The 25,182-nt window shown below is 49.8% G+C and carries 25 protein-coding genes; 10 read left to right on the top strand and 15 right to left on the bottom strand.

Annotation, left to right across the window (positions count from 1 at the left end; all coding sequences use genetic code 11):
- Nucleotides 1-65: 65 nt before the first annotated feature.
- Nucleotides 66-533: a MarR family winged helix-turn-helix transcriptional regulator gene (locus KP014_RS06310; protein ID WP_036597423.1), complete on the top strand. Its 468-nt coding sequence runs from the start codon at nucleotides 66-68 to the stop codon at nucleotides 531-533.
- Between the two features lie 307 nt (nucleotides 534-840).
- On the opposite strand, the gene KP014_RS06305 is transcribed toward KP014_RS06310, so the two are convergent.
- From KP014_RS06305 to KP014_RS06295, 3 genes are all read right to left on the bottom strand, one after another.
- On the bottom strand, nucleotides 841-2,352 hold the full coding sequence (locus tag KP014_RS06305; RefSeq protein ID WP_036597422.1) for an MDR family MFS transporter: 1,512 nt from the start codon (nucleotides 2,350-2,352) through the stop codon (nucleotides 841-843).
- A 6-nt stretch (nucleotides 2,353-2,358) separates the two neighbouring features.
- Nucleotides 2,359-2,940, bottom strand: a complete 582-nt coding sequence (locus KP014_RS06300) for a GNAT family N-acetyltransferase (protein WP_090834447.1) — start codon at nucleotides 2,938-2,940, stop codon at nucleotides 2,359-2,361.
- A 154-nt stretch (nucleotides 2,941-3,094) separates the two neighbouring features.
- Nucleotides 3,095-3,394, bottom strand: coding sequence for a hypothetical protein (locus KP014_RS06295; RefSeq protein WP_036598753.1), 300 nt, complete (start codon nucleotides 3,392-3,394; stop codon nucleotides 3,095-3,097).
- A 224-nt stretch (nucleotides 3,395-3,618) separates the two neighbouring features.
- On the opposite strand from KP014_RS06295, the gene KP014_RS06290 reads away from it, so the two are divergent.
- Entirely contained in the window at nucleotides 3,619-4,098 is a 480-nt protein-coding gene (locus KP014_RS06290) for a GAF domain-containing protein (protein ID WP_036598750.1), read from the top strand.
- 130 nt (nucleotides 4,099-4,228) lie between these two features.
- Here KP014_RS06290 and KP014_RS06285 read toward each other — a convergent pair whose 3' ends face one another.
- From KP014_RS06285 to KP014_RS06275, 3 genes are read right to left on the bottom strand one after another with little or no spacing between them, the layout of a single operon-like run.
- Nucleotides 4,229-6,661, bottom strand: coding sequence for a glycogen/starch/alpha-glucan phosphorylase (locus KP014_RS06285; protein ID WP_036600747.1), 2,433 nt, complete (start codon nucleotides 6,659-6,661; stop codon nucleotides 4,229-4,231).
- A gap of 44 nt (nucleotides 6,662-6,705) precedes the next feature.
- Nucleotides 6,706-7,809, bottom strand: coding sequence for a glucose-1-phosphate adenylyltransferase subunit GlgD (glgD, locus tag KP014_RS06280; protein ID WP_036600743.1), 1,104 nt, complete (start codon nucleotides 7,807-7,809; stop codon nucleotides 6,706-6,708).
- 24 nt (nucleotides 7,810-7,833) lie between these two features.
- A complete protein-coding gene (locus tag KP014_RS06275) occupies nucleotides 7,834-8,997 on the bottom strand; it encodes a glucose-1-phosphate adenylyltransferase (protein ID WP_036600744.1) in 1,164 nt (387 codons plus the stop codon).
- Between the two features lie 634 nt (nucleotides 8,998-9,631).
- Between KP014_RS06275 and KP014_RS06270 the strand changes: the two genes are divergently transcribed.
- The 3 genes from KP014_RS06270 (at nucleotide 9,632) to KP014_RS06260 (ending at nucleotide 12,782) form a co-directional block, all read left to right on the top strand.
- Nucleotides 9,632-10,318, top strand: coding sequence for a response regulator transcription factor (locus KP014_RS06270; protein ID WP_036600745.1), 687 nt, complete (start codon nucleotides 9,632-9,634; stop codon nucleotides 10,316-10,318).
- The gene (locus KP014_RS06265) at nucleotides 10,315-11,985 is read left to right on the top strand and encodes a sensor histidine kinase (protein WP_036600746.1); all 1,671 of its coding nucleotides are present in this window, start codon (nucleotides 10,315-10,317) and stop codon (nucleotides 11,983-11,985) included. The genes KP014_RS06270 and KP014_RS06265 overlap by 4 nt, the downstream gene beginning before the upstream one ends.
- A gap of 230 nt (nucleotides 11,986-12,215) precedes the next feature.
- The gene (locus KP014_RS06260; RefSeq protein ID WP_036592322.1) at nucleotides 12,216-12,782 is read left to right on the top strand and encodes an FAD-dependent oxidoreductase; all 567 of its coding nucleotides are present in this window, start codon (nucleotides 12,216-12,218) and stop codon (nucleotides 12,780-12,782) included.
- A gap of 118 nt (nucleotides 12,783-12,900) precedes the next feature.
- Here KP014_RS06260 and KP014_RS06255 read toward each other — a convergent pair whose 3' ends face one another.
- The 3 genes from KP014_RS06255 to KP014_RS06245 form a co-directional block, all read right to left on the bottom strand.
- Nucleotides 12,901-13,458 (bottom strand): GerMN domain-containing protein, encoded by a 558-nt coding sequence (locus tag KP014_RS06255; RefSeq protein WP_051499701.1) that lies wholly within the window; start codon nucleotides 13,456-13,458, stop codon nucleotides 12,901-12,903.
- 13 nt (nucleotides 13,459-13,471) lie between these two features.
- The gene (locus tag KP014_RS06250; protein ID WP_051499699.1) at nucleotides 13,472-15,028 is read right to left on the bottom strand and encodes an N-acetylmuramoyl-L-alanine amidase family protein; all 1,557 of its coding nucleotides are present in this window, start codon (nucleotides 15,026-15,028) and stop codon (nucleotides 13,472-13,474) included.
- A 314-nt stretch (nucleotides 15,029-15,342) separates the two neighbouring features.
- Entirely contained in the window at nucleotides 15,343-15,711 is a 369-nt protein-coding gene (locus KP014_RS06245) for a winged helix-turn-helix transcriptional regulator (protein ID WP_051499698.1), read from the bottom strand.
- Nucleotides 15,712-15,859: 148 nt separating this feature from the next.
- Here KP014_RS06245 and KP014_RS06240 point away from each other — a divergent pair, with 148 nt between their 5' ends.
- On the top strand, nucleotides 15,860-16,897 hold the full coding sequence (locus tag KP014_RS06240) for a zinc-binding alcohol dehydrogenase family protein (RefSeq protein ID WP_036592324.1): 1,038 nt from the start codon (nucleotides 15,860-15,862) through the stop codon (nucleotides 16,895-16,897).
- A gap of 60 nt (nucleotides 16,898-16,957) precedes the next feature.
- Here the strand turns inward: KP014_RS06240 and KP014_RS06235 are convergent, their stop codons facing one another.
- From KP014_RS06235 to KP014_RS06220, 4 genes are all read right to left on the bottom strand, one after another.
- Entirely contained in the window at nucleotides 16,958-17,701 is a 744-nt protein-coding gene (locus KP014_RS06235) for an amino acid ABC transporter ATP-binding protein (RefSeq protein WP_036592317.1), read from the bottom strand.
- A 14-nt stretch (nucleotides 17,702-17,715) separates the two neighbouring features.
- Complete coding sequence (locus KP014_RS06230; protein WP_036592315.1) at nucleotides 17,716-18,384, bottom strand: amino acid ABC transporter permease; 669 nt, start codon at nucleotides 18,382-18,384, stop codon at nucleotides 17,716-17,718.
- A 54-nt stretch (nucleotides 18,385-18,438) separates the two neighbouring features.
- Entirely contained in the window at nucleotides 18,439-19,275 is an 837-nt protein-coding gene (locus KP014_RS06225) for an amino acid ABC transporter substrate-binding protein (protein ID WP_090834449.1), read from the bottom strand.
- A 152-nt stretch (nucleotides 19,276-19,427) separates the two neighbouring features.
- Nucleotides 19,428-19,862 (bottom strand): Lrp/AsnC family transcriptional regulator, encoded by a 435-nt coding sequence (locus tag KP014_RS06220; RefSeq protein WP_036598619.1) that lies wholly within the window; start codon nucleotides 19,860-19,862, stop codon nucleotides 19,428-19,430.
- 165 nt (nucleotides 19,863-20,027) lie between these two features.
- Between KP014_RS06220 and KP014_RS06215 the strand changes: the two genes are divergently transcribed.
- Complete coding sequence (locus KP014_RS06215) at nucleotides 20,028-20,480, top strand: VOC family protein (protein WP_036598621.1); 453 nt, start codon at nucleotides 20,028-20,030, stop codon at nucleotides 20,478-20,480.
- A 4-nt stretch (nucleotides 20,481-20,484) separates the two neighbouring features.
- Here the strand turns inward: KP014_RS06215 and KP014_RS06210 are convergent, their stop codons facing one another.
- The gene (locus KP014_RS06210) at nucleotides 20,485-20,862 is read right to left on the bottom strand and encodes a winged helix-turn-helix transcriptional regulator (protein WP_036598624.1); all 378 of its coding nucleotides are present in this window, start codon (nucleotides 20,860-20,862) and stop codon (nucleotides 20,485-20,487) included.
- 124 nt (nucleotides 20,863-20,986) lie between these two features.
- Between KP014_RS06210 and KP014_RS06205 the strand changes: the two genes are divergently transcribed.
- The gene (locus tag KP014_RS06205; protein ID WP_036598627.1) at nucleotides 20,987-22,030 is read left to right on the top strand and encodes a zinc-binding alcohol dehydrogenase family protein; all 1,044 of its coding nucleotides are present in this window, start codon (nucleotides 20,987-20,989) and stop codon (nucleotides 22,028-22,030) included.
- 280 nt (nucleotides 22,031-22,310) lie between these two features.
- On the opposite strand, the gene KP014_RS06200 is transcribed toward KP014_RS06205, so the two are convergent.
- The gene (locus KP014_RS06200) at nucleotides 22,311-23,225 is read right to left on the bottom strand and encodes a DMT family transporter (RefSeq protein ID WP_051499548.1); all 915 of its coding nucleotides are present in this window, start codon (nucleotides 23,223-23,225) and stop codon (nucleotides 22,311-22,313) included.
- 364 nt (nucleotides 23,226-23,589) lie between these two features.
- On the opposite strand from KP014_RS06200, the gene KP014_RS06195 reads away from it, so the two are divergent.
- Together KP014_RS06195 and KP014_RS06190 are read left to right on the top strand one after the other, a co-directional pair.
- Nucleotides 23,590-24,327, top strand: a complete 738-nt coding sequence (locus tag KP014_RS06195; RefSeq protein WP_036590673.1) for a glycosyltransferase family 2 protein — start codon at nucleotides 23,590-23,592, stop codon at nucleotides 24,325-24,327.
- A complete protein-coding gene (locus KP014_RS06190; RefSeq protein WP_036590675.1) occupies nucleotides 24,327-25,046 on the top strand; it encodes a glycosyltransferase family 2 protein in 720 nt (239 codons plus the stop codon). Before KP014_RS06195 ends, KP014_RS06190 begins: the two co-directional genes overlap by 1 nt.
- The last annotated feature ends 136 nt before the right edge of the window (nucleotides 25,047-25,182 follow it).

Raw genomic sequence — 25,182 nt, 5'->3', positions numbered from 1 at the left:
GGATGAGATTGTTCAACCCTGCGGGCGGCCCGCAAGAAGAATTAATAATAAAGGGTGAGAGATGCATGATACAATCCTATGAACGCGATACCCAGCTGACGCTGCACTTGTACCGGGTGTTCGCCAAGTCTTTCAAGAGCATCAATGAACATGCCGTAATAGGAAGCAAAATTGAAGGGTTCAATCCGACGGCTTTTGCCGTCATGGAAGTGCTTTACTATAAGGGACCGCAGCCAATCCAGCAGATCGGCGCCAAGCTGCTGCTGCAGAGCGGGAATGTTACTTACGTCATCGACAAGCTCGAAGAGCGCGGCTACTTGCAGCGCAAGCCCTGCCCCACCGACCGCCGCGTTATTTTTGCGGAGCTGACTACGGAGGGCGAGCGTCTGATGAACGACATGTATCCGAAATATTCGGAGCGCATTCACCTCGCGTTCAGCGGACTGAATGACGAGGAGAAAGAACAGATGATCGTTCTGCTGAAAAAGATGGGGCTGCAGGCTGAGAAGCTGTCTCCTCTTCCTCGGAAATAGCTCCCTGCAGTTTGGGGACCACAGGCGATATTTAAAGGTAACCGGTTCGCCTCACAGGCTTCTTTAATCTTGGCGGGATAAGAAGAAACGCCTGACGGCGTCTTTTTAAGACGCAGGTACGTTTCTCGTAAAAATATAAGACCAAACGATAAGCGCGAAGCTTATAAAGTCTTATATTTCAACAAAAAACGGCTGCACAGCCCATCAAAGGGCGGCGCAGCCGTTTTTTTTTGCGATTTCATTTCCCGTTCGTTCAAAGTTTCTAGCGCGCTGCCCGGCTCCACTCAATCTCTGCCGTACACCGCCCTTATTGTGCTTTCTTCAAAGCGATGCTCTCCTGTTCCGACACCGGAATGCCGCTGCGGAGGCCCGCCGAGATCAGCAGGGACAGCGCGGCGATAACCGCCATAACGATAAAGAGCGAATGCAGGCCGCCTTCGAGCGCGGTCCGCAGGACGCTGCCCCCCGTACCGGAAAGCTCAGCTCCGGCATTAGGGTTCAGCAGCTTATTAATATCCTCTCCCGTAATCCCGCCCGAAGATGAGCCCTTCAGCAGCTGGTCGATCCGCAGGTTCAGCCATGAACCGAACACGGCTACCCCAACCGTCTGCCCCAGCGAGCGGGTGAACGTGTTCAGCGCCGTTGAAGCACCGCGCATGCTGTGCCCTACAGAAGACTGGGCGATAATCGTAAAGACGGTCGAGCAGTAGCCAAAGCCTATGCCGCAGAGCAGCATCAGGGCAAGTAAAGGTAAGGAGTGTGAGCCTTGGGACAGCAGCGTAAGGCCGAAGGCTCCGGTGAAGATCAGCGCAAGGCCCAGCATCGCTGTTCGGCGCGAGCCCGCGCGCAGGATTAGGCGTCCGCCAGCCACAGAGCCAAATATCCATCCGACCGACAGCGGAGCAATCAACAGGCCGGACAATGCCGCGCTGCCTCCGTCCACTCCCTGCACCCAGAGCGGCACATAAGTAGACAGCCCGATAACCAGTGTGCTGATTAACAGATTGGAGCCCGTCGAGAAGGCGATGTTACGGACCCGGAATAGGCCGAGCGGCAGCATCGGCTCCGGGACGCGCCGTTCCACTGCCCAAAAAGCGGCCAGCAGCAGTACGGATGCCGCAAGCGTGGAGATCAGCAGCGGCGAATTCCACGGAAAGTTCTGTCCCCCGGTGGATAAGCCGAACAGCAGCAAGCCCATGCCTGCCGCGAACAACAGGACGCCGAATATATCGATCTCCGTCTTGCGGCGCATCCGGTCTTCCTTCAAGTAGCGGGCGATAAAGACAATCGCCAGCAGGCCAAACGGCAGATTGAAGACAAAGACCCAACGCCAGCTTAAGTAATCGACTACATAACCGCCCAGCAGCGGGCCGACCAGCGAAGAAATTCCCCATACCGAGCTCAGCATGCCTTGAGTTTTGGCCCGCTCCTCGATGCTGTAAATATCCCCGATGATCGTGAACGTCATTGGTATCAGAGCTCCCGCTCCCATCCCCTGCAGCGCGCGAAAGGCGACGAGCTGCTCCATACTCTGCGACATGGCGCACAGCAGCGAGCCGGCGAGAAAAACGGCCGCGCCCCAGAGGAATACGGGCTTCCGGCCGAACAGATCGCTGACTTTGCCAAAAATCGGCGTAGTTACCGCCATTGCCAGCAAATAAGCGGTGAAGATCCAGCTGAGCCACTGCATGCCTTCAAAATCACCGACTATGGCCGGCCCGGCAGGCCCGGTAACAGTGCCTTCAATCGCGGCCAGAAAGGTTGCCAGCAGCACCCCCGTCAAGATCAGCCCACGTTCTGACGTTCCTCGCAGCATCATGAATGATTATCCTTCTCTCTCTAGGGTTATCAAATCGCGCCAATCCCGGCGCAGCAGCGCATATAAATCCACGTCTTGAAACCCGGATGGTGTATGGCGGTACTCGCGCAGCGTTCCCTCCCTGCGGAACCCGAGCGAAGCAAACAGCCGGCCTGACCGAAGATTGGCCGGATGGCACTGCGCCTCCACCCGGTTCAGCTTCATCTCTTCGAAGCCATACCGAAGCGCCAGCGCCAGCGCTTCGCGCATATACCCCCGGCCCCAGAACGCCGGTGATAATTCGCAGCCCACCTCGCCGCGGAAGGCTCCCGTCAGCTGCCAGTTGTTATAGCCGCAGCTGCCGATCACCTCCCCGCCGGAGAGCTCAATGCTCCAGCGCAGGCTCTCCTCTTGGCGCTCCATTTCCAGGAGCAGCCGGATGAGTTCCTCCGCCTCCGCCTTGGAGGCCAGCGGCTTGATTCCAAGCCAATAAGCCGCCTCCGGATGGGACCAGCAGCGAAGAAGCGCGCCGGAATCCTCCTGTCTTAAAGCCCGCAGCTTCAGTCTGCGGCCAGCCAGCTCGGGTGCTATTCCGCTGTGCTCCTCCATCTCCTCGCCCCCTTTTTAACCCGTTAATTATACCTCATTTTCGAACCAACAAAAAATAGCGCCCGTATAGGACGCGGTATGCATCCCCTACTGGCGCCATTATAATAATCCATTCCACTTTCGCCTTGGCTCGGGCAAAGCCCGCTTCCTTAGTTCAGCCCGCAGTATCGGCAGTCTTGACCGGTTTCATAACCTCGCTATGCAGGAGATCCAGCTTGGCCAGAATTTCCTTATACTCCTCGATTCCCGTACCCGTAATGCTGTACTCCTCGCCATGGGCGGTCAGAAAGTTGTCCTGCGTCAAACGCTCCAGTTCCTGCTTTACTTCACGCTCACCTATCCTGTATCCGTAATTCTCAAGCTCAGTCTGCATATCCGTTACCGTCAGGTCCCGCTCGCGGGCATTATAAAGCATGTGGATTCCTATGAACATATTCTGTACATCGGCGCGCATGTTTCACTCCTTCCGGCCATTAAGCCTTCCTTTATTTATTGATTTATTACCCCTTGGCCGCCGGACGGAAACACGGATGGATACGGGAGAGGCAACGGCAGCCGATTGTATGAATTTGACAAAACTGCGCCAAGGCTTGACGGCTGCTCGGCGGCTGTACTATGTTGTTAGGTACAACAGTTGCTCATTCAAGATTGACTTCATGTATAGGAAGGTGATGCTCCATGTTTCAGGCTATGCCCTATGACGGCACGCGCAGCGAGCGGTTCGAATCCGTGCTGACTCAGCTTGGTGCTTTGATGAAAGACGAACCGAATGCAATCGCGAATTTGGCCAATGCTGCGGCACTGCTTAAGTTCTCTCTCACGGACACGAACTGGGTCGGATTCTATCTGTATGATGGAAAAGAGCTTATTCTCGGTCCTTTTCAGGGTCTGCCGGCCTGCATCCGCATCCCGTTGGGCCGGGGGGTCTGCGGCACGGCGGCTAACGAGCGCCGGACACTCGTTGTGGACGATGTGCATGCCTTTCCGGGACATATCGCCTGCGATCTCGCTTCCAACAGCGAAGTTGTCGTTCCGCTGATTAAGGACGACCGGCTTCTGGGCGTGCTTGATGTCGACAGCCCGCTCAAACACCGGTTCGACGATGAGGAACGACGGTTTCTGGAACGCTTTGCGGCCATCGTCTCCGAGGTTCTTTGAGTTCCTCTATATGCCTGCCGCATAGCCATATTTCCGTATCAATATCAGCAGAACGGCTGCGCTCCGAATCTTCGGGGCGCAGCCGTTTGCCGTTATATTTTGCTTTCTGCCGTCGTTCGTTTCATACGGCTTAGAGCGGCACAGACCGGATATTCCAGATTTCTGACGCATACCGGCTGATCGTATTGTCGCTTGAGAACTTGCCGGAATGGCCGATATTGATAATGGACTTCTTCAGCCATTCGCTCCGGTTGCGGTAAGCGCGGTCGATTTCCACATGCGTCTCAACATAACTCGGAAAATCCTTAAGCACGAAGAATTCGTCGTTATTATCAAGCAGTGAATGGAAAATATTCTCGAAATCCTGATGGTAGCAGCAGATCGGCCCCGGCGTGATAAGCTGGTCCAGCACTTCTTTCAACCGGCTGTCACTGTTATACATATCGCGGGCATAATATCCGCCGTACTGGTAATAATCCATTACCTGCTCTGCGCGCAGTCCGAACAGGAACATATTGTCGTTGCCGATCATTTCATTCATCTCGACATTGGCTCCGTCCATCGTTCCGATGGTCAGCGCACCGTTCATCATAAACTTCATATTTCCGGTGCCGGAAGCCTCCTTGCTCGCCGTCGAGATCTGCTCGCTGACATCAGCCGCCGGGATAATCTTCTCTGCCAGGGATACTGAATAGTTCTCCAAGAAGAAGATACGGATTTTACCCTTCACGTCAGGGTCTTTGGCGACGATATCGGCAACGGTATTGATGAGCTTGATAATCCGTTTCGCCAAATGATAGCTCGGAGCCGCTTTGGCGCCGAATATAAACGTGCGGGGCACCATGTCGAGTGACGGACTCGCCTTAATCTGATTGTACAGATGCATAATGTGCAGAATATTGAGCAGTTGCCGCTTATAAGCATGCAGCCGCTTGACCTGGACATCGAAGATGGAGTCCGGATCGACCATGACATTATGCTTGCTCTTGATGTATTCCGCCAGACGCAGCTTGTTCTTCCGTTTGATATCGGCTACCTTTTGCTGGAACGAAGCATCCTCGCAATATTTGATCAAGCCGATCATTTCCTGCGGATGGGTCGTCCAGCGCGGACCGATCGCCTCGGTGATTAGACCGGCCAAATCCCGGTTGGCATGCATCAGCCAGCGGCGATGAGTAATCCCGTTCGTCTTGTTGTTGAACCGGTGCGGATACATCTCGTCGAACAATCTCATTTCCCGTTTCCGCAAAATTTCCGTATGCAGCGCGGCTACGCCGTTAACGCTGTGGCTGCCCACAATCGCCAGATGCGCCATCCGGACCTGGTCGTCATAAATAATCGCCATTTGCGCGATCCGGTTATCGTCTCCGGGATACCGCTTCATCAGCTCGCCGCAGAACCTTGCGTTAATCTCCTCGATGATGAGATAGACCCGGGGTACTAACTCCCGCACCATGTTCACCGGCCACTTCTCCAGCGCCTCGCTAAGAATCGTATGGTTCGTGTAGGAAACCATGCGCGTCGTTAAGTTCCAAGCTTCATCCCATTCCAGACCTCTGTCATCCATCAGAATCCGCATCAGCTCCGGAATCACTAGCGTTGGATGCGTATCGTTGATATGCAGCGCCACCTTATTCGGAAGCTCCGACAGCGGAAGCCCGAGCTTCCCGTAAAAGCGCAGGATGCTCTGCAGGCCGGCGCTGCAAAGGAAATACTGCTGCTTCAGGCGGAGCAGCTTGCCCTCGTACTCGGAATCATCCGGGTACAGGAATTCCGAAATGGATTCCACAGCCCGTTTGTATTCGAGAAATTTGTGGTAATCGGTGCCCGTATCCGGACCAAAGCCCCTGTTCGGCTGGAGAATCGACTCGGCGCTCCAATTGCGCAGCGTATTGACATGCCGCCGGTCGGCGCCGATGATCGGCACATCGTACGGCACTGCGCGCACCGTCTCGTAATCCTTGTGCCGGAACACAAGTTTTTCGCCTACCTTATCGACGTCGACGCGACCCCAGAACCTAACCTCCACACTCTTGTCCTCACGGCGCACTTCCCACACGTTATCCTTTTGCAGCCAGTAATCGGGCAATTCTACCTGATACCCGTCAACGATCTTCTGCTCGAACAGGCCATATTTGTAGCGTATGCCGCAGCCATGTCCCGCATACTGCAGGGAGGCCAGCGAATCGAGAAAGCAGGCTGCAAGCCGCCCTAAGCCGCCATTGCCGAGGCCTGCGTCCGCCTCCTCCTCCTCGACTTCCTGAAGAGAGAAGCCCAGTTCCTCAAGTCCGTCCCGTACCATCTCCAGAACGCCCATATTCAGCAGGTTATTGCCCAGCAGCCTGCCGATCAGGAACTCCATCGAGAAGTAGTAGACCTGCTTTTCCTTACCGTCCTTGTACTTCAGATTGGTATTCGCCCAGTTCTTTCCGGCCTGTGCGCGGACCATACTGCCTAGAATGTGGTAAACGTCGGCATTAGAGGCTTCCTCCAGCGGCTTACCCAGCTTCCCAACCAAATCATCGACAAATGCTTTTTTGAATGCTTCTTTATCGGTAAACAACAAGCAGGTTCCTCCTGACAATGACGTTTTCGGTTGAAACCGTTTTACATTTTACTGCTCTTGGCAATGACGAACGGCCGTTTGCTGTCGCCGACGAGAATCCGCTCCCGGCTGAGTTGCACGTCCTTATCCAATATGACATTCTCAATAACAGCATCTTCTTCAATGACGCACTTCTGCATGACGACGGAGTTCACAACCCTTGCTCCCTTACGGATCTGGACACCGCGGAATATGACGCTGTTCTCCACCGTGCCGGCGATGATGCAGCCGTTCGCCACCAGCGAATTGCTGACATTGGCGCTTTCCAGATAGCGGGTCGGGGCTTCGTACTTAATTTTGGTCTGAACCTGGTTGTCGTGGAACAGGTCGGTATACTCATCATGATTCAGAAGCTTCATGCTGTTCTTGTAATAGCTGGCCACAGAGTTAATAACGGCATGATAGCCCGTATATTCGTAAGCGGCAATTTTGAGCTTGTCGCGTCTTTTTTGAATAGCGTCCCGGAAAAAGTAGCTCTCGCCATGGGCGATGCAGTATTCCACCTGTTCCAGAAACAGCTCTTTTTCCATAATTAACATTTCCATATAGATATTCGGATGGTTCTTCTCATGATGAATATTCAGCACATTGCCATCCTCATCCACTTCAAGACGCAGGCAGGGATCATGCTCCGGCTCGAGATGGTCGATTTTTTTGTATACAAGGGTGACATCGGCGCCCTTTTCCAAGTGATAGCTGTACAGCTCTTGAAAATCGATCGTGTTGATATGCTGGCTTCCGGAATGCACGATGTATTTGGCGGATGCCCGTTTGAAGAAATCCAGGTTGTTATGAAAATGCTGCAAATCTCCGAGAGACGTATCGGTCGGATCGTTCCAATCGGGAGGCAGGATAAACAGTCCGCCATGCTTGCGGTTCATATCCCATGATTTTCCGTCGCCAAGATGGTCCATCAGAGAACGGTATTTGCGTCGGACGAACAGGCCCACGCTTTCCAGCTCGGCGCGCATCATATTGGACAGGACAAAATCAATCAGCCGGTAGCGGCTGGCAAAAGGCACGGCTGCACCGCAGCGGAAATACGTTAGTTCATTTAAATGGTCCAATTCGTGATCAAGATTAATTACTCCCAAGAGCTGTTTCATCGAGTTCCACCGTCCTCTTTAAGATTATATGGTTTTCGCCGGGACCGATTTCCGTTTTTTGCTGCGATTATCGATTAACAATATTTCGTCTTCGTTTTCCCGGTCCGTACCGATTTCCATATAATCCTCGATTACCGTATTCTCACTGATGATGGCTTTGTGGATACGGACATTTTTGCCGATTTTTACTTTGGGCATGATGACGGAATCCGTGATTACGCTGCCCTCGCCAATTTCGACTCCATAGAAGAGTACGGAATGCTTCACTTCCCCGCGAACGATGCAGCCCTCATTGATAAGGGAGCCCGATACTTTCGCACCCGGAGCCACATACTGTGCCGGCTGGTTCGGGTTGCGGGTAAAGATTCTCCACGAAGGATCATTAAGGTTAAGCGGCGGATTATCGCTGAGAAGGTCCATATTGGCTTCCCACAAACTGGCTACCGTGCCGACGTCTCTCCAATAGCCCTCGAACGGATAAGCGTACATGGCTTTGCCCTTCGATAGCAGCGACGGAATGATGTCTTTGCCGAAGTCATGGGAAGAATGCGATTCCTCTCCATCATCCAAAAGGGCACGACGAAGAACATCCCACTTGAAAATATAAACCCCCATGGAAGCTAAAGTGCTCTTAGGCTTTGAGGGTTTCTCCTCGAATTCGTAGATTTTGAGATCTTCTTCCGTATTCAGTATGCCGAAACGGCTTGCTTCCTCAAGCGGAACGTCTATGACCGAAATGGTGCAGTCGGCCTTTCTTTCCAAATGATATTGAAGCATAGCGTTATAGTTCATTTTGTAAATATGATCGCCGGAAAGAATGAGCACATGCTCAGGATCGAATTGATCGACAAATTTAAGATTCCGGTAGATCGCATCAGCCGTTCCCCGGTACCAGTTGCTTCCATCCTCACGTTCATGGGGAGGGAGTACGAATACGCCCCCATTCTTCCGGTTGAGGTCCCAGTCGCTGCCAATGCCGATATAAGAACTCAGAACAAGAGGTTCGTATTGAGTCAATACACCAACAGTGTCTATTCCAGAGTTCGTGCAGTTGCTAAGCGGAAAATCAATGATCCGGTAGGTGCCCCCGAAATAGACAGCGGGCTTGGCAATCGATTTGGTCAAGCCCTTCAATCTTTTCCCTTGACCACCAGCCAAAAGCATGGCTACCATTTCTTTTTTCTTCATTGGAAAAGCCTCCTTGACATGGGGTAGTAAAGCTTCTTCCATAAATAAGATAAAATGATTGGTGCGTAGCAAAGACAGCGTGTAAAAACGCTCTTAATGAATAATACGGGATGACAGGACATTTTAAACCGGGTATTCTGAACTTTTTGATTAGAGTAGGAAGCTTGAAAAAGTCTTGAAAACGGGGAAGGCTGGAATGGATCGGACAATAGCCGGAGCTAAACGGGGAACACTTCGGTTCCGGCTCTATATCCTTATTGTAAAGTGTTCGATACCCTTCGTCAAAACCCTTTCCCAAATAAAAAAAATAGTTGGAGCACCGCGGCTTTCCGCCATCCCTTCTCGTCGCCACCCCTTTTTTTGTAATCGTTTCCTTATCAACCGTTCTATCGGCATACGGGATGAAGAACGAAAATTTCTTACATACTTAATATTAACCAATTTGAGGGCCTGTGAAAGATTTTTGCGGATCAAATATGTAAGGTAATTTTCAGCAAACGTTCAAGTTCCTATGGCATAATATAACGAGCCCCACAAAGTGAAGCCTAACCTTCGCAGCTTATTCCAATTACTTTGCGGGGACCCCGAAACTCATAAAAATAGCATGTTAAATATATGGCATGGAGGGATAGCCATGAAAGCGCACCAAGGTGTCCGTCTGCTGCTGGTGGACGATGAGCCTCACATCCTCCAGTTTCTTGAGCTGGGCCTCATTAACGAAGGATTTGATGTAAGAACGGCGCCGGACGGATTATCCGCCCTGGCGGTTGCCAACGAATTTAAACCCCATGTAGCCATACTCGATATTATGATGCCCGGCATGAATGGCTTCGATGTATGCCGGCATCTCAGGAACGAGGAGGCGGAAGTCGCCGTGATTATGCTGACGGCCAAGGATGAGATCGATGATCGCGTCAAAGGCCTGTCTATCGGGGCCGACGATTATATGGTTAAGCCCTTCAGCTTCGACGAGCTGCTGGCGCGGATTCAGGCGCGTCTGCGCAACCAGTTCCCAGGGCTGCTCGGCGAAGTGCGCTGCGGCCCCTTCGTCATCGACAACCGGAGAAAGGAGATCCGCTTCAAGGAGACGGTCCTTGAGCTGTCTCCAACGGAATACGAGCTGCTGCAGCACATGGTCATCAATCACGGGCTTGTGCTGAGCAAGCCCATGATCCTTGATAAAGTCTGGGGATACGACTTCGGGGGAGAAGAGAATATCGTGGAAGTATACATCCGTTCTCTGCGGGAGAAGCTGGGCGATAAAGAGCACCGCATCATACGCACGCTGCGCGGCGCGGGCTACCGGGTGGATCTGATATGATTAGCTTGCCCTTCTTCCGGAGGCGGCTGCATCCTCCGCGCTCGCTCCGGGGGCGGCTGCTCGCCATCTCGCTGCTGATTCTGTCAGGGCTGCTTCTGCTCATCGGCGTGCTCCAATATGTGTTAATGCGGAACTTCCTCTATGCCAGCAGGGCGGAAGCCATGCAAGCGCAGATCAGGTCGGTGCCACGCGAGTTCTATTCCGAGCTTGCGGAAGACCGCGAAGCGAACATTGCTGCTCCGTTCCCGGGAGCCGTTGCGGAAGGCCCGCAAGCAGGAACAGATCCAGGAAGCAGCGGCACAGATCCCGGAGGCGAAAGTCCGGAGTCCCCCGGCGCCGTCTCAGAGAGCGGCAGCGCAGCATCAGGCCAGGCCAGCGGCCCCACCGGCGAAGGCGGTCCGGGCGTCATTTGGGGCGAAGGACGGCGCCCTCTGCTGCTGGATGCCCATACTATGATCGCCCTTTATCGTTCAGACGGCACCTTCACCGATCTGCAGGCGGAAACAGCGGACGAAGCGTCCGCTCCCCGGATGACCGATGAAGAATATAATCAGCTGCTTGCGCATCCCGTGTATAGAGTGACTCGCGATTACAAGCTCCTGACCGCAGAGGACGGAACCGAGCATCTGGCCGTGTTCATGATTCTCGGCCGCCCTTTTCATCCGACAGGCGTCCTGCAAATGACAATGGATACGGCTTCGCTGCGCGACGTTATTATGCGTCAGCTGTTGATTTATGCCGCTCTGTCCGCGGCGGCTCTGCTGGGCGGCTCTCTCTTGTATCTGCCCGCACTCCGCAGGACACTCGGGCCGCTGTCCAATATGGGCAGGACCGCCCAGGTGATCGACGCCGGAAATCTCGATGTCCGGTTCCTGGCCTCGCAGGGCCAGACCGAAATCGACCAGCTGTCCCATTCCTTCAATGCCATGCTGGAGCGGCTTGAGACATCATTTCAGAGCGAGCGGGAAGCCAAGGAGCAGATGCGCAGATTTGCGGCTGACGCTTCTCATGAGCTTCGGACGCCGCTGACCTCCATTCACGGATTTCTGGAGGTGCTGCTGCGGGGAGCCGCAGATAACAAGGACCAGCTGTATCATGCGCTAAACAGCATGCACGGCGAATCGAAGCGAATCAACAAGCTGGTGGAGGACCTGCTGCTGCTGTCCCGGATGGACGGCGCTCCGCAGCTTCATGCCAAAGAGCTTCGATTGGACGAAGTGATTTGCGAGTTGCGTCCACAGCTAGAGATGCTTGCCGGAGACCGCGAGCTCGTCTTCGATATCTCCTGCGGCATAAGCGGTATGTATGATCCTGACAAGATCAAGCAGGTGGTTTTGAATCTGTTCCAGAACGCAGTGCAGTATACCGACCCCAAGACAGGCAAAGTGACCGTCTCCCTGCAGCCTATCGGCTCCCGTGCGGAGCTGACCGTGCGGGATAACGGAATCGGTATCCCTGCGGAGCATATCCCCCATGTGTTCGACCGATTTTACCGCAGTGACCCTTCCCGTGCCCGCAGGTACGGCGGCTCGGGGCTCGGATTGTCCATATCGAAATCGATAGCTGAGGCGCATGGCGGAGAAATCGGCGTTACCAGCGCACCTGGTAAAGGAACGACCTTCCGGGTGATCCTGCCCTGCCTGCAGGCATTGGCAAAGAACCAGTAACTAACGATATAATAGAAGCGACATAGATACGAAGCGAGTTTTGCTGCGTTGCCATTTCGAGGAGCCTATGCTCCGCAAAACTTAGCCTATGCTTTCGATGCGAGTTTTGCTGCGTTGCCATTTCGAGGAGCCTATGCTCCGCAAAACTTAGCCTATGCTTTCGATGCGAGTTTTGCTGCGTTGCCATTTCAAGGAGCTTATGCCCCGCAAAACTTTTAGGAGGTAATCATATGTACGATATCGCTGTAATCGGAGCCGGTCCTGCCGGCGCAAGCGCTGCGCTGTTCGCCGCCAAGGCTGGCAAGAAAACGCTGCTTATCGACAATGACAAAGGGATGACCCGCAGAGGCTGGTATGAGAATTATTACGGTATTTCCGAGATTGGCGGGCCCGACCTCGTGGAGACCGGGCACAAGCAGGCGGTGAAGTTCGGAGCGGAGCTGATCGCGGGACAGGCGGTCTCTATCAGCAAAAGTGGAGACGGCTTTGCTATTGAAACCGATAGCGGCGCGACCTATGAGGCCAAGCATGTCATTCTGGCTACCGGCGTGCTGACGGATCTTGCCGCCAAAGCGGGCGTCGAAACGAAGGACGGCACGGAGCCGAGAATCAAGACCGTTGTCGCCGTGGACGCTTCCGGCAAGACCAACGTTGAAGGCATCTGGGCCGCAGGCACCGTTGCCGGAGTTAGCGTGCATGCCGTCATTACGGCGGGCGACGGCGCGAAGGTAGCGATTAACGTCATCAGCGAGCTGAACGGCGCGAGATATGTGGATCATGATGTGCTGAAGGCTTAAGTGAAAAGCTCTCAGGACCAAGAACCTGCTGAATCAATAGATAAATCGGGTTGACAAAAAGAACGTCCCCGGGCCTTTTGCCATAGGGACGTTCTTTTGCGCTTTAATGGATTTCCTTTTAATTCTCGCTGCGTGTAAACGGAGAAGGTAAATCATAATGCCCCATCAGTGATTCAACTTTTTGTCCATCCACCAGTACCTCAAAGGTTTCCACCTCTTTAAATTGGAACAATGTATTACGCAAAGCTTTCAGCAACAATTCTTCTCCGGAAGCCCCCATCCGATCCTCGTCCGGCAAGTGCAAATCAACAGTCAATTTGCCGGAGTCCAGTTCGGCAGACAGGAAGGTAGTGTTAGCGCATAACGAAACAACCTTATCCTCCGGGCTTGTTTTAAGAGCATTCAAAGCAGCCAGATATTTATCCGTTTCCCTGGAATAACGAATAACCGTTTCCTTTTGGACGAGACCAGTCGCATCAGCGTTCCCGTAATACGTTGCAATCGCTTCTTCCTTCTCAGCAGCTTCAGTGGGGGAAGCCGCAGGATCCGCCGTAGCGGGAGAAGAAACTACCGGATCGTGAGAACCGCCAGTACCGTTTTTTCTATCCCCACAACCCGCTATGCTTAAGGTCAAACCAATGGCGAAGCACAGCACAATGGTTTTAATTATACGCATTGTGAACCCCTCCTTATGGAACCTGCAGATATTCTTTAATACCGGATGCTATGGCTTCAGACACCCGCAATTGGAATTGTTTATCCCACATCGTCCGCTCTTCCTGCGGGTTGGACATAAAACCGATTTCACACAGTACCGCGGGCATAACTGTCTCCCTGGTCACCTGAAAGTTCGACTTGCGTACATTCCGGTCAATGAAACCGGTAGCCGGTACAATATACCGATGAAGCACATCAGCCAGCTCCTTGCTGTCATCTCGCGTATAGTAAGTTTCCGTTCCGGAAGCAGACTGCTTCGTATAACTGTTGCCGTGAATAGAGATGAATATATCGGCTTTAAGATTATTGGCAAAAGTTGAACGATCTGCCCGTTTCACAGCAGTGTCGTCTTGTCTGGTCAAAAAGACAGAAATATTGGAGTCTTCCTCCAGAACTTTGGCCAGCTTCAAAACTATAGCAAGATTAAATTCCTTCTCGAAGCGTCCTCCCACCGACGTATTACCTGGGTCTGTTCCCCCGTGACCAGCATCAAGAACAACCCGATACTGCTTCGTATCTGTATCCGTTGGACTTAATTGTAATGTCCATTCTCCCAATTCTTGGCTTTCCAGCAAATTGTACTGTACTTTTTGCTTCAGGTCGACTATGATCCTGACGCCGGAAGGATTGCCCTGGAAGAGATTGTACCGGATCTTGTTTATGTACGAATCCTTGACAGGAATTTCTCCGTTCTGTACCATGTTCTCCCCATTCATCATTTGACCCAGGGTTGCTCCCGGAACATCGATTACAAGCCGCTCAGGATCGGACAAGTTACTAATGCCAGGTTTGATGCTGCCTCCCTCTGCCGCAATCTTCAGCCCGTCTTCGCTCCGTTCAATCCGGTTGACTACCGGAAGATTCCCGGTAATGCCGTCATTTGCCGGCGATGGCGAAGGGCTAAAGGAGGTTCCCGGCTTTATTGTCTCCGAAGGCTGAGAGGAGAAATTTCCAGTGTTTGGGCTTGGAGTCGGCTTGGGAGAACCGGGACTAGCGGAAGCAGCCGCAGAGCTTGACAGGCCAGGCGTCGGGGCTGATCCGGCATGAACCAGCGAAGACGCTTTATCAGGAAGGCTCCCCGAAACGGCGACTTCCCCTGTATTGATGAGACTGACAGAGCGATTTGAATTATCCCAGATAACCTCCAGTCCCAGATTTTCACTGACAAAACGAACCGGAATCAACGTATTTCCCTTTACCAGCAAAGGAGCCGTCTCCAATAGATAAGAATCTCCGTTAACAAAGGCTTTGGTATTATTAATGTAAAGCCGAAGCACCAGTTCGTCTTTTTTCACGGTTATCTGCTTGTCAGCCTGGCTCCAAGACACCTTTGCGCCAAGCTCCTCCGACACGATCCGCAATGGAACCATTGTAGTGTTCCCCACCAACCGGGGTGGAACTTCCGGCTGAAGCAATTTGTTGTCTAAGTAAAGGCGAATGGCAGCATCTGCATTTGCCTGTCCAACGCTCACACTTGCAAACAAAAACAGAAACGTTATACAGGCAAGAGCCATAACGAGCTTTTTCATAATACACCTCTCAATGATTTGTGCGACAGATGTCGATTTGGGTCCCCCTTTCATACTTATTTATAGACGCAGATATTCGCTGTTTGTTGTGGAATTTTCCAAATACTCTCAAATATTTACATGGTATTCTTTAGTTTTCACACGCGCGATCATTAACCAGGGCACAGCCGGAGGCCATAAAAAATAATCTGAAATCAACCGATGAGGATTACCTGCATGGAGTTATATTGTCGCATGCCATGCATGCCAATAAATATCAAAAAGGCTCGTAGCAGCCCATTAACTGAGCCGCTCGAGCCAATCCTTACATTTCCTCATGAATCCAATTGCTCATCCACATTAATCTCCATTTGATGACTTTGGCTTACTCTTTCATCGTATTGATCTCCCCACTCTTTCATTAATAAAATAATGGGTTCCAGTGTTTTTCCAAACTCTGTTAACGAGTACTCTACCTTAGGGGGTACCTGATTATAAGACTTTCGTTCAATGATACCTTCTCGTTCAAGGTCTCTCAATTGCAGTGTAAGGGTATGATGAGTGACTTGGGGGTAAATCCTTCGAAGTTCATTGAACCGCTTTGTCCCGCTCAACAGGTGATAGATAATGACCCCCTTCCATTTTCCACTGATAACATCCAAGGTTGTTTCAACCGGACATTTTTTTCTTGGAGGATTTAACATCCAGAACATCCCTTCTAGGTATTATTTCTGATACTTAATATGGATTATTTGCGTACTTTTTGAATGTTACTAATTTTAATATAATGAAGTCGCTAAGAGCAATCAACATTAAGAAGGGATGATTGATTTGAGTAAAAAGCCAAGAATGATGAGAGCAGTCGGTTTTTATAAGTATCTGCCGATCGAACATCCGGAAAGTCTGTTAGATATAGAAGTACCAAAGCCTTTCCCAAAAGGGCGTGATATTTTGGTTGAAGTAAAAGCCATCTCTGTAAACCCAGCCGATCCAATTGTACGCGCCTACGATAATAAAGTTGGAGAGCCTCCTTATGTACTCGGCTGGGATGTAGCTGGCGTTGTCGAGCAAGTCGGACCGGAATGCACACTTTTTCAGCCGGGAGATGAGGTATTTTATGCAGGAAGCCTCATTCGATCAGGATGCAACAGCGAATTTCATTTAGTGGACGAACGGATTGTAGGGAGAAAGCCGGCATCACTGGATTTTGCAAATGCCGCATCATTGCCGCTAACAACGATTACTGCTTGGGAAGGTCTTTTTGACAGGCTTGGCATTTCTCAGGATCCTGAAGCGAACAGGAACAAGTCGATTCTGATTATAGGCGCCGCAGGGGGCGTTGGATCAATCGCCGTGCAGATCGCCAATCTAGCAGGACTTACTGTAATCGGAACGGCATCCAGACCCGAATCGATTCAGTGGGTTAATGAGTTAGGAGTAAATTTTGTGATCAATCATTACGAGGCATTTCTTCCACAGTTGCAGAAGATCGGCTTCAACCATGTGGATTATATCTTTTGCCTGAACAATACGGATCAACACTGGAACAACATGACAGAGGTTATCGCTCCTCAGGGAAAAATCTGCCTCATCGTGGAAAATGAAGCGCCAATTGCGCTGGGCTTATTGAAGAGTAAGAGCGTTACGGTTGTTTGGGAGACGATGTTCACACGGTCAACTTTTAATACAGAGGATATCGAAGAACAGCATCGTTTGCTGAATCGGTTAGCAGAACTTGTTGATGAAGGGAAAATTCGCACCACTGTTACAGAGAAAATATCGCCGATTAATGCTGCGAACTTGAAACTTGCCCATGCTAAAATTGAATCTGGAAAAACAATCGGTAAAATTGTATTAGAACAAAATGATGCCCGGCTTGGGCATCATTGATTTCATTCGGGCTATTATGGGATATGCAGCGGTTAACGCGCCGCTTAGACTGTCGGACGCTCAATCGCCCACATACCGGTTCAGAAACTGCAAGGTCCGGGGATTGGATGAATGGTTTAGCACTTGGTCCGGCGTGCCTTGTTCCGTAATAACTCCCCCGTCCATCAGAATCAGCGTGTCCGCGACATCGGCGGCAAATTTCATTTCATGGGTTACGATGACCATGGTCATGCCTTCGGATGCGAGCTCCTTGATGACTTTCAGCACTTCCCCAACAAGCTCGGGATCGAGCGCCGAGGTCGGCTCGTCGAACAACAGGAGTTCCGGCTCCGTCGCCATCGCCCGGGCGATGGCCACCCGCTGCTGCTGGCCCCCGGAGAGCTGGTGGGGATACGAATCCGCCTTATCCGCAAGTCCCACTTTGACCAGCAGCTTCAAGGCCCGCTTGCGCGCTTCCTCCTTGGGCAGCTTTTGGACGGTGACCTGTCCTTCCATGACATTACCGAGCGCCGTCATATGCGGAAACAGATTATAGGACTGAAAAACCATTCCCGTTTTTTGCCGCAGAGCCAAGACATCCCTCTGCGGCAGCTTCTTTCCGTCAAAGCTCAGCGATATTCCGCCTAGCGAGATGTCCCCCTTGTCAGGAACCTCCAGCAGATTGAAGCAGCGCAGCAGCGTTGTCTTGCCGGAGCCGGACGGGCCGATAATGACAAGCACCTTGCCTTCCTCCAGCGTCACATCCACGCCTTTAAGCACTTGAAGCGGGCCGAACGATTTATGTAGGCCAGACAATCGTATCATGTATTATTTCTCCTTTAGCCCGCGGAGTAGCGGGACAAACGTTTTTCCAGGTAATCTTGCAGCACCGTCAGGACCGTACAAAATACCAGATAAAAGACCGCCGCTTCACTGTATACGAGCAATGGTTCATAGGTAACGGCCGCGATTTGCTGCGCTGTGCGGAACATTTCCACATAGGTGATCGTCGCCGCCAGCGACGTATCCTTCACCAGGCTGATGAACGAGTTCGCCAGCGGGGGTACGGACACACGCGCGGCCTGGGGCAGAATAATTCGCCGAAGCGCCTGGATGCGCGTCATGCCGACCGAATAAGCCGCCTCCCACTGCCCTTTATGGATAGACAGGATGGCCGCGCGCACGATTTCCGAGCCGTACGCCCCTACACTGAGCGTAAACCCGATCACCGCCGCCGTAAACGGCTCCAGCGTTATTCCGACGCTCGGCAGTCCGAAAAAAATAATGAACAATTGAACCAGCAGCGGAGTACCGCGAATGATCCATACATAGAAGCGGGCGATCAGAACCGGAATTTTCCATGACGACAGCCGGACCAGCGCCGTGGCAACCGCCAGCAGCAAACCGAGAGCGAACGAAACAAGCGTCAGCGGAATGGTAAAAGCCACCCCGGCTTTAAGCAGGGGCAGCAAAGAATCGATCACGATTTGGATTTTACGGTCATCCATAAATCAGACATCCTTCTTGAACTTTGGGCCATAATAGGGCCTTTGATTCATGTGTTATTGGGATACATCCTCGCCGAAATATTTCTCGGAGATTTTCAAGTAGGTTCCATCGCTCTTCATTGAAGCCAGCGCGTCATTGACCGCTTTGACCAGTTCATCATTGCCTTTAAGGAAAGCGGCGGCGCTTTGTGAACCGTTCGCCTGTTCGTCGACCTGTTTGATCGGAGCGTCCGGCTTCTGCTTCTTGAGGTCCAAATAAGACAATCCGTCGTTGACCGTGGCGTCCACGCGTCCGGAAGCCAGCAGATCGATCGCCTGATTAAAACCCTCGGTGGAGACGATTTCGGCTCCATTCTCCCTGGCGATATCCGCCAGATTGCTTGTCAGGGACTGAGCGGCCTTTTTGCCTTTAAGGTCTGCGAATGACTGGATCGTGTTATTGTCGCTCTTGACGATCAGCACAGCCTTGGAGACGATGTAAGGATCGGAGAAGTCGTATTTCACTTTGCGATCGTCCGTAATGGATACTTCATTGAAAATAGCGTCAAACCGCTTGGCATCCATTCCGGCGAAAATGCCGTCCCATTGAGTTTCAACGAACTCGGCCTTCACCCCTAGGCGTTTGGCAACTTCCTCTGCAATCTCCACGTCGAATCCGGTCAGCTTGCCGCTGGCATCATGATAAGTGAATGGAGCGTAGGTTCCTTCCGTGCCGATCCGCAATACACCGCTTGCTTTGATTGCGTCCAGGCTGGATTGTTCCCCGCTTCCGGTTTCCGCGCTCTGCGACGGAGAAGCCGCAGGCGAACTGTCGTTGTTAGCATTTGTTCCGCAGGCGGCGACCAAAATGACGGTCAGTGCAAGCAGAAGTATCAGGCTGAATTTTTTCATTACTATGTACCCTCTCTCTTCTCTTTTTTTCTGATCTATTGAACATCTTTTTTTCAGCACAATTGAGTATTACATGTTCATATAATGTTCGTCAACATAATTTTGATCGGTTTTGTCGGAATTGCGCGTTTTCTGCTTCCTTTTATCGTATCCTAGAGTAACACTCTGTTTTCTAATATGTTTTTCATACTGATATGAGACTTTGAAGGTCCGAGTTTAACAAGAGAGTCTTGGAATTCGGCAAGCTCTTCGATCGATGCGGTTTGCACTTTAATCAGATAATTATATTCCCCGCTGATCCGATATAAATCGGTTACTTCCCTGGCCTTGCTGCAAAAATCAACGAGCTCCGGGCAATGTTCAGTTTTTAACAGGATAAAAGTCGTCGTTCCCCGATTCAGATTGCTTAAATTAAATGCTGTGGAATACCCGGAAATAATCTTTTTATCCTCCAGCTTCAAAATCCTTTCTTTAACCGACGGCTGGGACATGCTGATTTCTTTACTGATTTGCGAAATGGACATTCGCGCATTGTGCTGAAGCAGCTGCAAAATCTTCCTATCAATATCATCAATTGGATGAACCATATCCGTAATCCCCCTTGATTCAGTTATGTAAATAAATTAAGCCATATCCATCGAATTAACTTATATTTAATAACTATTTTATCAATATACTCTTATTTATCATATGTATTTAACGCATTAAAATTTCTATACTATTAACAACTTACAGATAAGGAGCGATATTGAATGAGCGTAAAAGGTCTTTCACATGTGGCGATCCAGGCCAAAGATTATGAAGGGACTATTGCCTTTTATACTGAAGTCTTGGGATTTAAGGTGGGGCACTATTGGAGTCTGCCCTCCTTCCAGATCAAAGAAGCTTCCATGCTCGTTTCACCCGATCGAAGAACCTGCATTGAAGTTTTTGATAATGAAGCCGTCATTCCAGCCCAAGGTAAAAAAGCCTCGTCAGAGGAGGAGGTAGCTTATGGAGCGTTGTTACACTTTGCCTTCTATGTGAGTGATGTAGACGATACATATCAAAAAGCCATTGCTCATGGAGCAAAGGCCTGTGTAGAGCCAAGTCAGATGTCTCTTGGCGAACCGGCGCTTGTGGTGAAAAACGCCTTGGTTTACAGTCCCAACGGTGAAGTGATCGAGTTTATTGAAGACGTTGATTTTGACAGGTCTCCCGTCTGAATGCTCAAGCATCTTCCTCTTGCTCTGTTCTTATATCTTTAAGTCTGATTTTATAAGTTTCCCCCCACTTTTGCATGGATACGATGATCGGCTCGAGCGTCCTTCCAAAATCAGTAAGCGAGTATTCCACTCTTGGCGGAACTTCTTTATACACTTCTCTGTGAACGATGCCATCCCGCTCAAGCTCCCGGAGCTGCAATGTGAGCATAAACTGCGTAATTCCCGGATTGAGACGCCGGAATTCATTAAATCTTTTCGTTCCGCCAATGAGTTGATAGAGAATAATCCCTTTCCATTTGCCGCCGATGACATCCAGAGTGGTTTCCACAGGACAGCTTTCTATGTTTGGCTTAGCCCCGTATTTGTTTCTTCGATCTCCCATTACTCCGTCCTCCTCCAATGGTATGATTTTTAATACTATATAATAAAAATATGCGTACTTATTTAACGTAAGTATACAATATATAATTCGGATGTACGATAAACCATTTTGAAAGGAGAAAGAAATGAGCAATCGCCAAAAAATGAAAGCAGTCGGTGCTTACCGATATCTCCCTTTATCCGATCCGGAAAGCCTCGTTGATCTGCATATAGAAAAGCCGGCGCCTACAGGCCGCGATCTGCTTGTCGAAGTCAAAGCAGTCTCAGTCAATCCTGCCGACTTGGATATTCGCGAGAAAAATAACTATGAAGCAGAATCGCCCAAAATTTTGGGTTGGGATGTTGCCGGGATCGTGGAGCAGGTTGGACCTGAATGCCAATTGTTCAAGCCAGGAGACGAGATATTTTATGCGGGCAGTGTGGCTCGTGCAGGCGGCAATAGTGAATTTCACTTGGTTGATGAACGAATTGCGGGCAACAAGCCGAAGAGCTTGGATTTCGCGCAAGCAGCCGCCTTGCCGCTGACCTCGCTTACTGCTTGGGAGGGTTTATTTGATCGTCTAGGAATCAGTCATAGCGTAGAGGAAAACGAAAGCATACTCATTATCGGTGCAGCGGGAGGAGTAGGATCAATAGCCACTCAGCTTGCCAAATTAGCAGGTCTAACTGTAATTGGCACCGCTTCACGTCCGGAGTCCGTGCAGTGGGCCAAAGAGCACGGTGCAGATTTTACAATCAACCACAACAGTCCTTTTGCACCGCAGCTCAAGGAAATTGGGTTTGAGACCGTGGATTATATATTTTGTTTGAATGATACGGTGCAGCATTTTGCGAATATGGCAGAAGTCATCGCCCCTCAGGGCAAAATTTGCTCAATCGTTCCTGTAGCTAAGTCTTCCCAGGCGGGAAGCTTGGATATGGATCTGCTTTTTTCTAAAAGTGTCACGTTTGTATGGGAGCTCATGTTTACCCGATCCATGTACCAGACCAAAGATATGATCAAACAACATGATATCCTGAATCAACTGGCTGAGTTAATCGATAATGGCAAGCTGAAGACCACTCTGGCCGAACGCCTGGAGCCGATTAATGCGGCAAACCTGCGTCTAGTACATGAAAAAATGGAGACAGGAAGATCGATCGGAAAGATTGTTTTGGAGAATTTCTAAGCTATATAAGATGAACTTAAAGATTTTTCCATCAGATGTCAGTCGTAACTACGAGGAATGTTTGGACTTCCGGCCGCTGTTGTCCCCAGATTTCTTTATTTAAACTGCTCTTGGCGGATGAAATCCGGAGACAAAGGCGATCGCTATCGCTCCTACAGTTCCAAACTTCCCCTTCGTTACTCCTTACCCTGATGTCATTTTTCAAGTTCATCTTATATAGTCCATACACACATAAAACGGCCGGACAAGTAGATACTTGTTCGGTCATTTTGTTGATTGCTCATGGATTCAACTGAGGCGCCATACTCTTTTCGGGAGAAACTTGTTTCAGTTTTATCGAAGTTAATATCATACCGGCAATCGTAAGGAGTCCCCCGACAATTTGTGAAATCACCAGACCCTGACCCAAGATAACCGAAATTATAGCTGTAAAGACAGGCAACAAATTCATGGTTATGCCAGCTTTACCCGCTCCTAACATCTTAATGCCTTGATTCCAAAAGATAAACGAGCCGACTGCCGGGAACACACCCAAATAAACAATCCCCATAATACCGAAAGAAGTTACTTCCTTATACTGAAGAGGTTGCATGAATAAAAAAGGAATCAACAGAATAGTACCAACAATCGCTATCATCGCTACCAATGTAATGGGCGGGATGCCCTTTGCTTTTTTTACAACCAATGAATAGGCTGTCCAGCATAACACGGCCAAAAACATGAGTGCATCGCCCTTGTTATAGTGGGTGAAGAACAATTGAAGCAGGTTTCCTTTAGTCAAAACAATCAGGACACCAATAAATGAAGTGATTAATCCAATGAACTGAAAGGTACTTACTTTTTCCCTTAGGAATATCAACGAAAAGAGCATAATCAAGGCTGGAGTGAGAGTGTTAATTAGTGCGCCATTCGCTGCAGATGTGAACTGTAGTGAAGCATACATGAGATAGCTATAGATGACAATTGCTAAAACAGCTAACGAAATGATAATCGCCCGGTTTTTTTTCCATATTTGAAACCATGAAGGTTTCTCGATGAATTGGGCAATGGGAATAAGGAGAATCAATGCAACAACCCATCTTAGAAAAGCTGTCCATACTGCAGGAAATTCAGTCGAGCTGAATTTCCCAAAAATCATATTCCCCGACCAAAATAGATTGGCTAATATTAGTAAAATCCAAGCCTTATATTTCACAATATTTCCCCCTTTATTCAAATTTGATTGGCTTTGGTTGATTGACTTGTCGCTTGCCATAATCAGATGATACAACAGGGTTTAACATAAGTAAAATGAATATATATAATAGGTGGCATAACAAAATTGTTATGAATAAGCCAGCAGTAAGCCATGCCGTCCGCGCTTGAGTTCGAGCTTGGGGTAACTCTTTTAACCCGCAATCGTCGTCAAGGAGTCATGCTTACGGATATTGGGGGACCCCGCTGCCTGCATCGGCTATTTTTGTGCTTATACGCCATGGTGGATATGCCGTTACCCTTGTCTAGCAATTACATATTGTATAGTGAGATATTCTAGTATCACGGATAAGGGGAGCGATGTGATGGAAGCCAGCCCAAGAAAGTCTATCAAACAGCAGGGAGTTTCCATTATTACCTGCACGAATCGCCAAGGTTATGCAGGGAACCTGTTTAAGAATTACAGCAGACAGCAGCATCCACGAAAAGAACTCATTATTATCGTTAACAACGATAAAATACCGCTTTCACCCTATCAGCGCTTAGCCAAAAAACATAAAAACGTACAGGTTTTCCGCGTTCCGGGACATCAATCTCTCGGTGCTTGTTTAAACTATGCCGTCCGGAAAGCAAAATACAGCTACATTGCCAAGTTCGATGATGACGATTACTACGCCCCCTATTATTTGACCGACAGCTTGCAGGCATTTAAGAGAACCAAAGCCGATATCATCGGAAAGCGCGCACATTATATGTATCTGCGTGGATCAAAGACTCTTATCCTTCGGTTTCCCCAAGATGAGAATCGGCCCGCAACCAAACTTCCAGGCGCTACGCTGGTCATTAAACGTGACGTATTAAACAAGGTTCAGTTTCCCAATCAAAGCGTGGGTGAAGATGATCTTTTTTGCGTAAGAAGCAAGAGGAAGGGGTACAAGGTTTATTCTGCAGGAAAATATAATTTTGTGGCCATTCGCAGGAAAAATTCATCCAACCATACCTGGATCATCAGCGACAAAGAACTGATAGCTCACCATAAAAAAATCCCTAATGTTAAGAATTACAAGCGATTTGCGCAAAGAAAGCCGAAGGACGTTCTCTAATGGCGGGACGCGATATTTCCCGTGCTCAGAATGCGGCTTCCATCATTACTTGCACCAAACGGCGGCAATGCATGGACACGCTTTTTCATAACTACAGCAGACAGAATTATAGGAATAAAGAGCTTATCGTCATATTAAATCATAACAGCCTGAAGGTGACCGAGTATATAAAGGCTGCAAAATCATATAAGAGCGTAAGGATCTACAGCATGCCGGATCATGTATCGCTCGGTGAATGCCTGAATTATGGAGTTAAATTATCCAAATACAATCTCATTGCTAAATTCGATGATGACGATTATTATGCTCCGGGCTACTTAACGGATAGTGTGCGAATCTTGTTAAAGACAAACGCCGATATTGTAGGAAAACGAGCCCACTATATGTATCTGAATGGAAAAAAACTGCTTCTGCTTCGTTACTACAATATGGCTAATAAGCATGTTTCCCTGGTTCAAGGAGCGACCCTGCTCGTAAAACGGCACGTGTTCGGCAAGGTTCGGTTCCCGAATCGAAACCGGGGAGAATGCGTAAAGTTTTGTTCCGACAGCCTGGCAAAAGGCTTTAAGATTTATTCAGGAAGTCCATACAACTTCTACGCGATCCGCAGAAGGAACTCTAAAGATCATACTTGGATCGTAAGCGATGAATCTCTCTTAACAAGAAATGTTAAAGTCCTGAGAGTGAAAAACATAAGAAAGTTTGTAACCCGAGGCTAAGCTTCTGTAGCTCGCCAAACGGGTTACCGGCTTTTTCAATGCAAGAACTTGCCGTTATTTATGGACGGTTCACCGTGCTTTCTGTAACGGCAAGTTTTTGAAAAAACAAAAGTGTTTTAGTGAAAATGGTAACCAA

It is taken from the genome of Paenibacillus sophorae (assembly GCF_018966525.1).
GTDB classification, from domain to species: domain Bacteria; phylum Bacillota; class Bacilli; order Paenibacillales; family Paenibacillaceae; genus Paenibacillus_AQ; species Paenibacillus_AQ sophorae.
Note: the sequence above shows the minus strand (reverse complement) of the source record. Positions and strands in the feature narration are given on the sequence as shown.

Coding starts and splice junctions, on each gene's coding strand:
- KP014_RS06310 (WP_036597423.1), top strand. CDS start 66: ATGATACAATCCTATGAACGCGATACCCAGCTGACGCTGCACTTGTAC.
- KP014_RS06305 (WP_036597422.1), bottom strand. CDS start 2,352: ATGATGCTGCGAGGAACGTCAGAACGTGGGCTGATCTTGACGGGGGTG.
- KP014_RS06300 (WP_090834447.1), bottom strand. CDS start 2,940: ATGGAGGAGCACAGCGGAATAGCACCCGAGCTGGCTGGCCGCAGACTG.
- KP014_RS06295 (WP_036598753.1), bottom strand. CDS start 3,394: ATGCGCGCCGATGTACAGAATATGTTCATAGGAATCCACATGCTTTAT.
- KP014_RS06290 (WP_036598750.1), top strand. CDS start 3,619: ATGTTTCAGGCTATGCCCTATGACGGCACGCGCAGCGAGCGGTTCGAA.
- glgD (WP_036600743.1), bottom strand. CDS start 7,809: ATGAAACAGCTCTTGGGAGTAATTAATCTTGATCACGAATTGGACCAT.
- KP014_RS06275 (WP_036600744.1), bottom strand. CDS start 8,997: ATGAAGAAAAAAGAAATGGTAGCCATGCTTTTGGCTGGTGGTCAAGGG.
- KP014_RS06270 (WP_036600745.1), top strand. CDS start 9,632: ATGAAAGCGCACCAAGGTGTCCGTCTGCTGCTGGTGGACGATGAGCCT.
- KP014_RS06265 (WP_036600746.1), top strand. CDS start 10,315: ATGATTAGCTTGCCCTTCTTCCGGAGGCGGCTGCATCCTCCGCGCTCG.
- KP014_RS06260 (WP_036592322.1), top strand. CDS start 12,216: ATGTACGATATCGCTGTAATCGGAGCCGGTCCTGCCGGCGCAAGCGCT.
- KP014_RS06255 (WP_051499701.1), bottom strand. CDS start 13,458: ATGCGTATAATTAAAACCATTGTGCTGTGCTTCGCCATTGGTTTGACC.
- KP014_RS06250 (WP_051499699.1), bottom strand. CDS start 15,028: ATGAAAAAGCTCGTTATGGCTCTTGCCTGTATAACGTTTCTGTTTTTG.
- KP014_RS06245 (WP_051499698.1), bottom strand. CDS start 15,711: ATGTTAAATCCTCCAAGAAAAAAATGTCCGGTTGAAACAACCTTGGAT.
- KP014_RS06240 (WP_036592324.1), top strand. CDS start 15,860: ATGAGAGCAGTCGGTTTTTATAAGTATCTGCCGATCGAACATCCGGAA.
- KP014_RS06235 (WP_036592317.1), bottom strand. CDS start 17,701: ATGATACGATTGTCTGGCCTACATAAATCGTTCGGCCCGCTTCAAGTG.
- KP014_RS06230 (WP_036592315.1), bottom strand. CDS start 18,384: ATGGATGACCGTAAAATCCAAATCGTGATCGATTCTTTGCTGCCCCTG.
- KP014_RS06225 (WP_090834449.1), bottom strand. CDS start 19,275: ATGAAAAAATTCAGCCTGATACTTCTGCTTGCACTGACCGTCATTTTG.
- KP014_RS06220 (WP_036598619.1), bottom strand. CDS start 19,862: ATGGTTCATCCAATTGATGATATTGATAGGAAGATTTTGCAGCTGCTT.
- KP014_RS06215 (WP_036598621.1), top strand. CDS start 20,028: ATGAGCGTAAAAGGTCTTTCACATGTGGCGATCCAGGCCAAAGATTAT.
- KP014_RS06210 (WP_036598624.1), bottom strand. CDS start 20,862: ATGGGAGATCGAAGAAACAAATACGGGGCTAAGCCAAACATAGAAAGC.
- KP014_RS06205 (WP_036598627.1), top strand. CDS start 20,987: ATGAGCAATCGCCAAAAAATGAAAGCAGTCGGTGCTTACCGATATCTC.
- KP014_RS06195 (WP_036590673.1), top strand. CDS start 23,590: ATGGAAGCCAGCCCAAGAAAGTCTATCAAACAGCAGGGAGTTTCCATT.
- KP014_RS06190 (WP_036590675.1), top strand. CDS start 24,327: ATGGCGGGACGCGATATTTCCCGTGCTCAGAATGCGGCTTCCATCATT.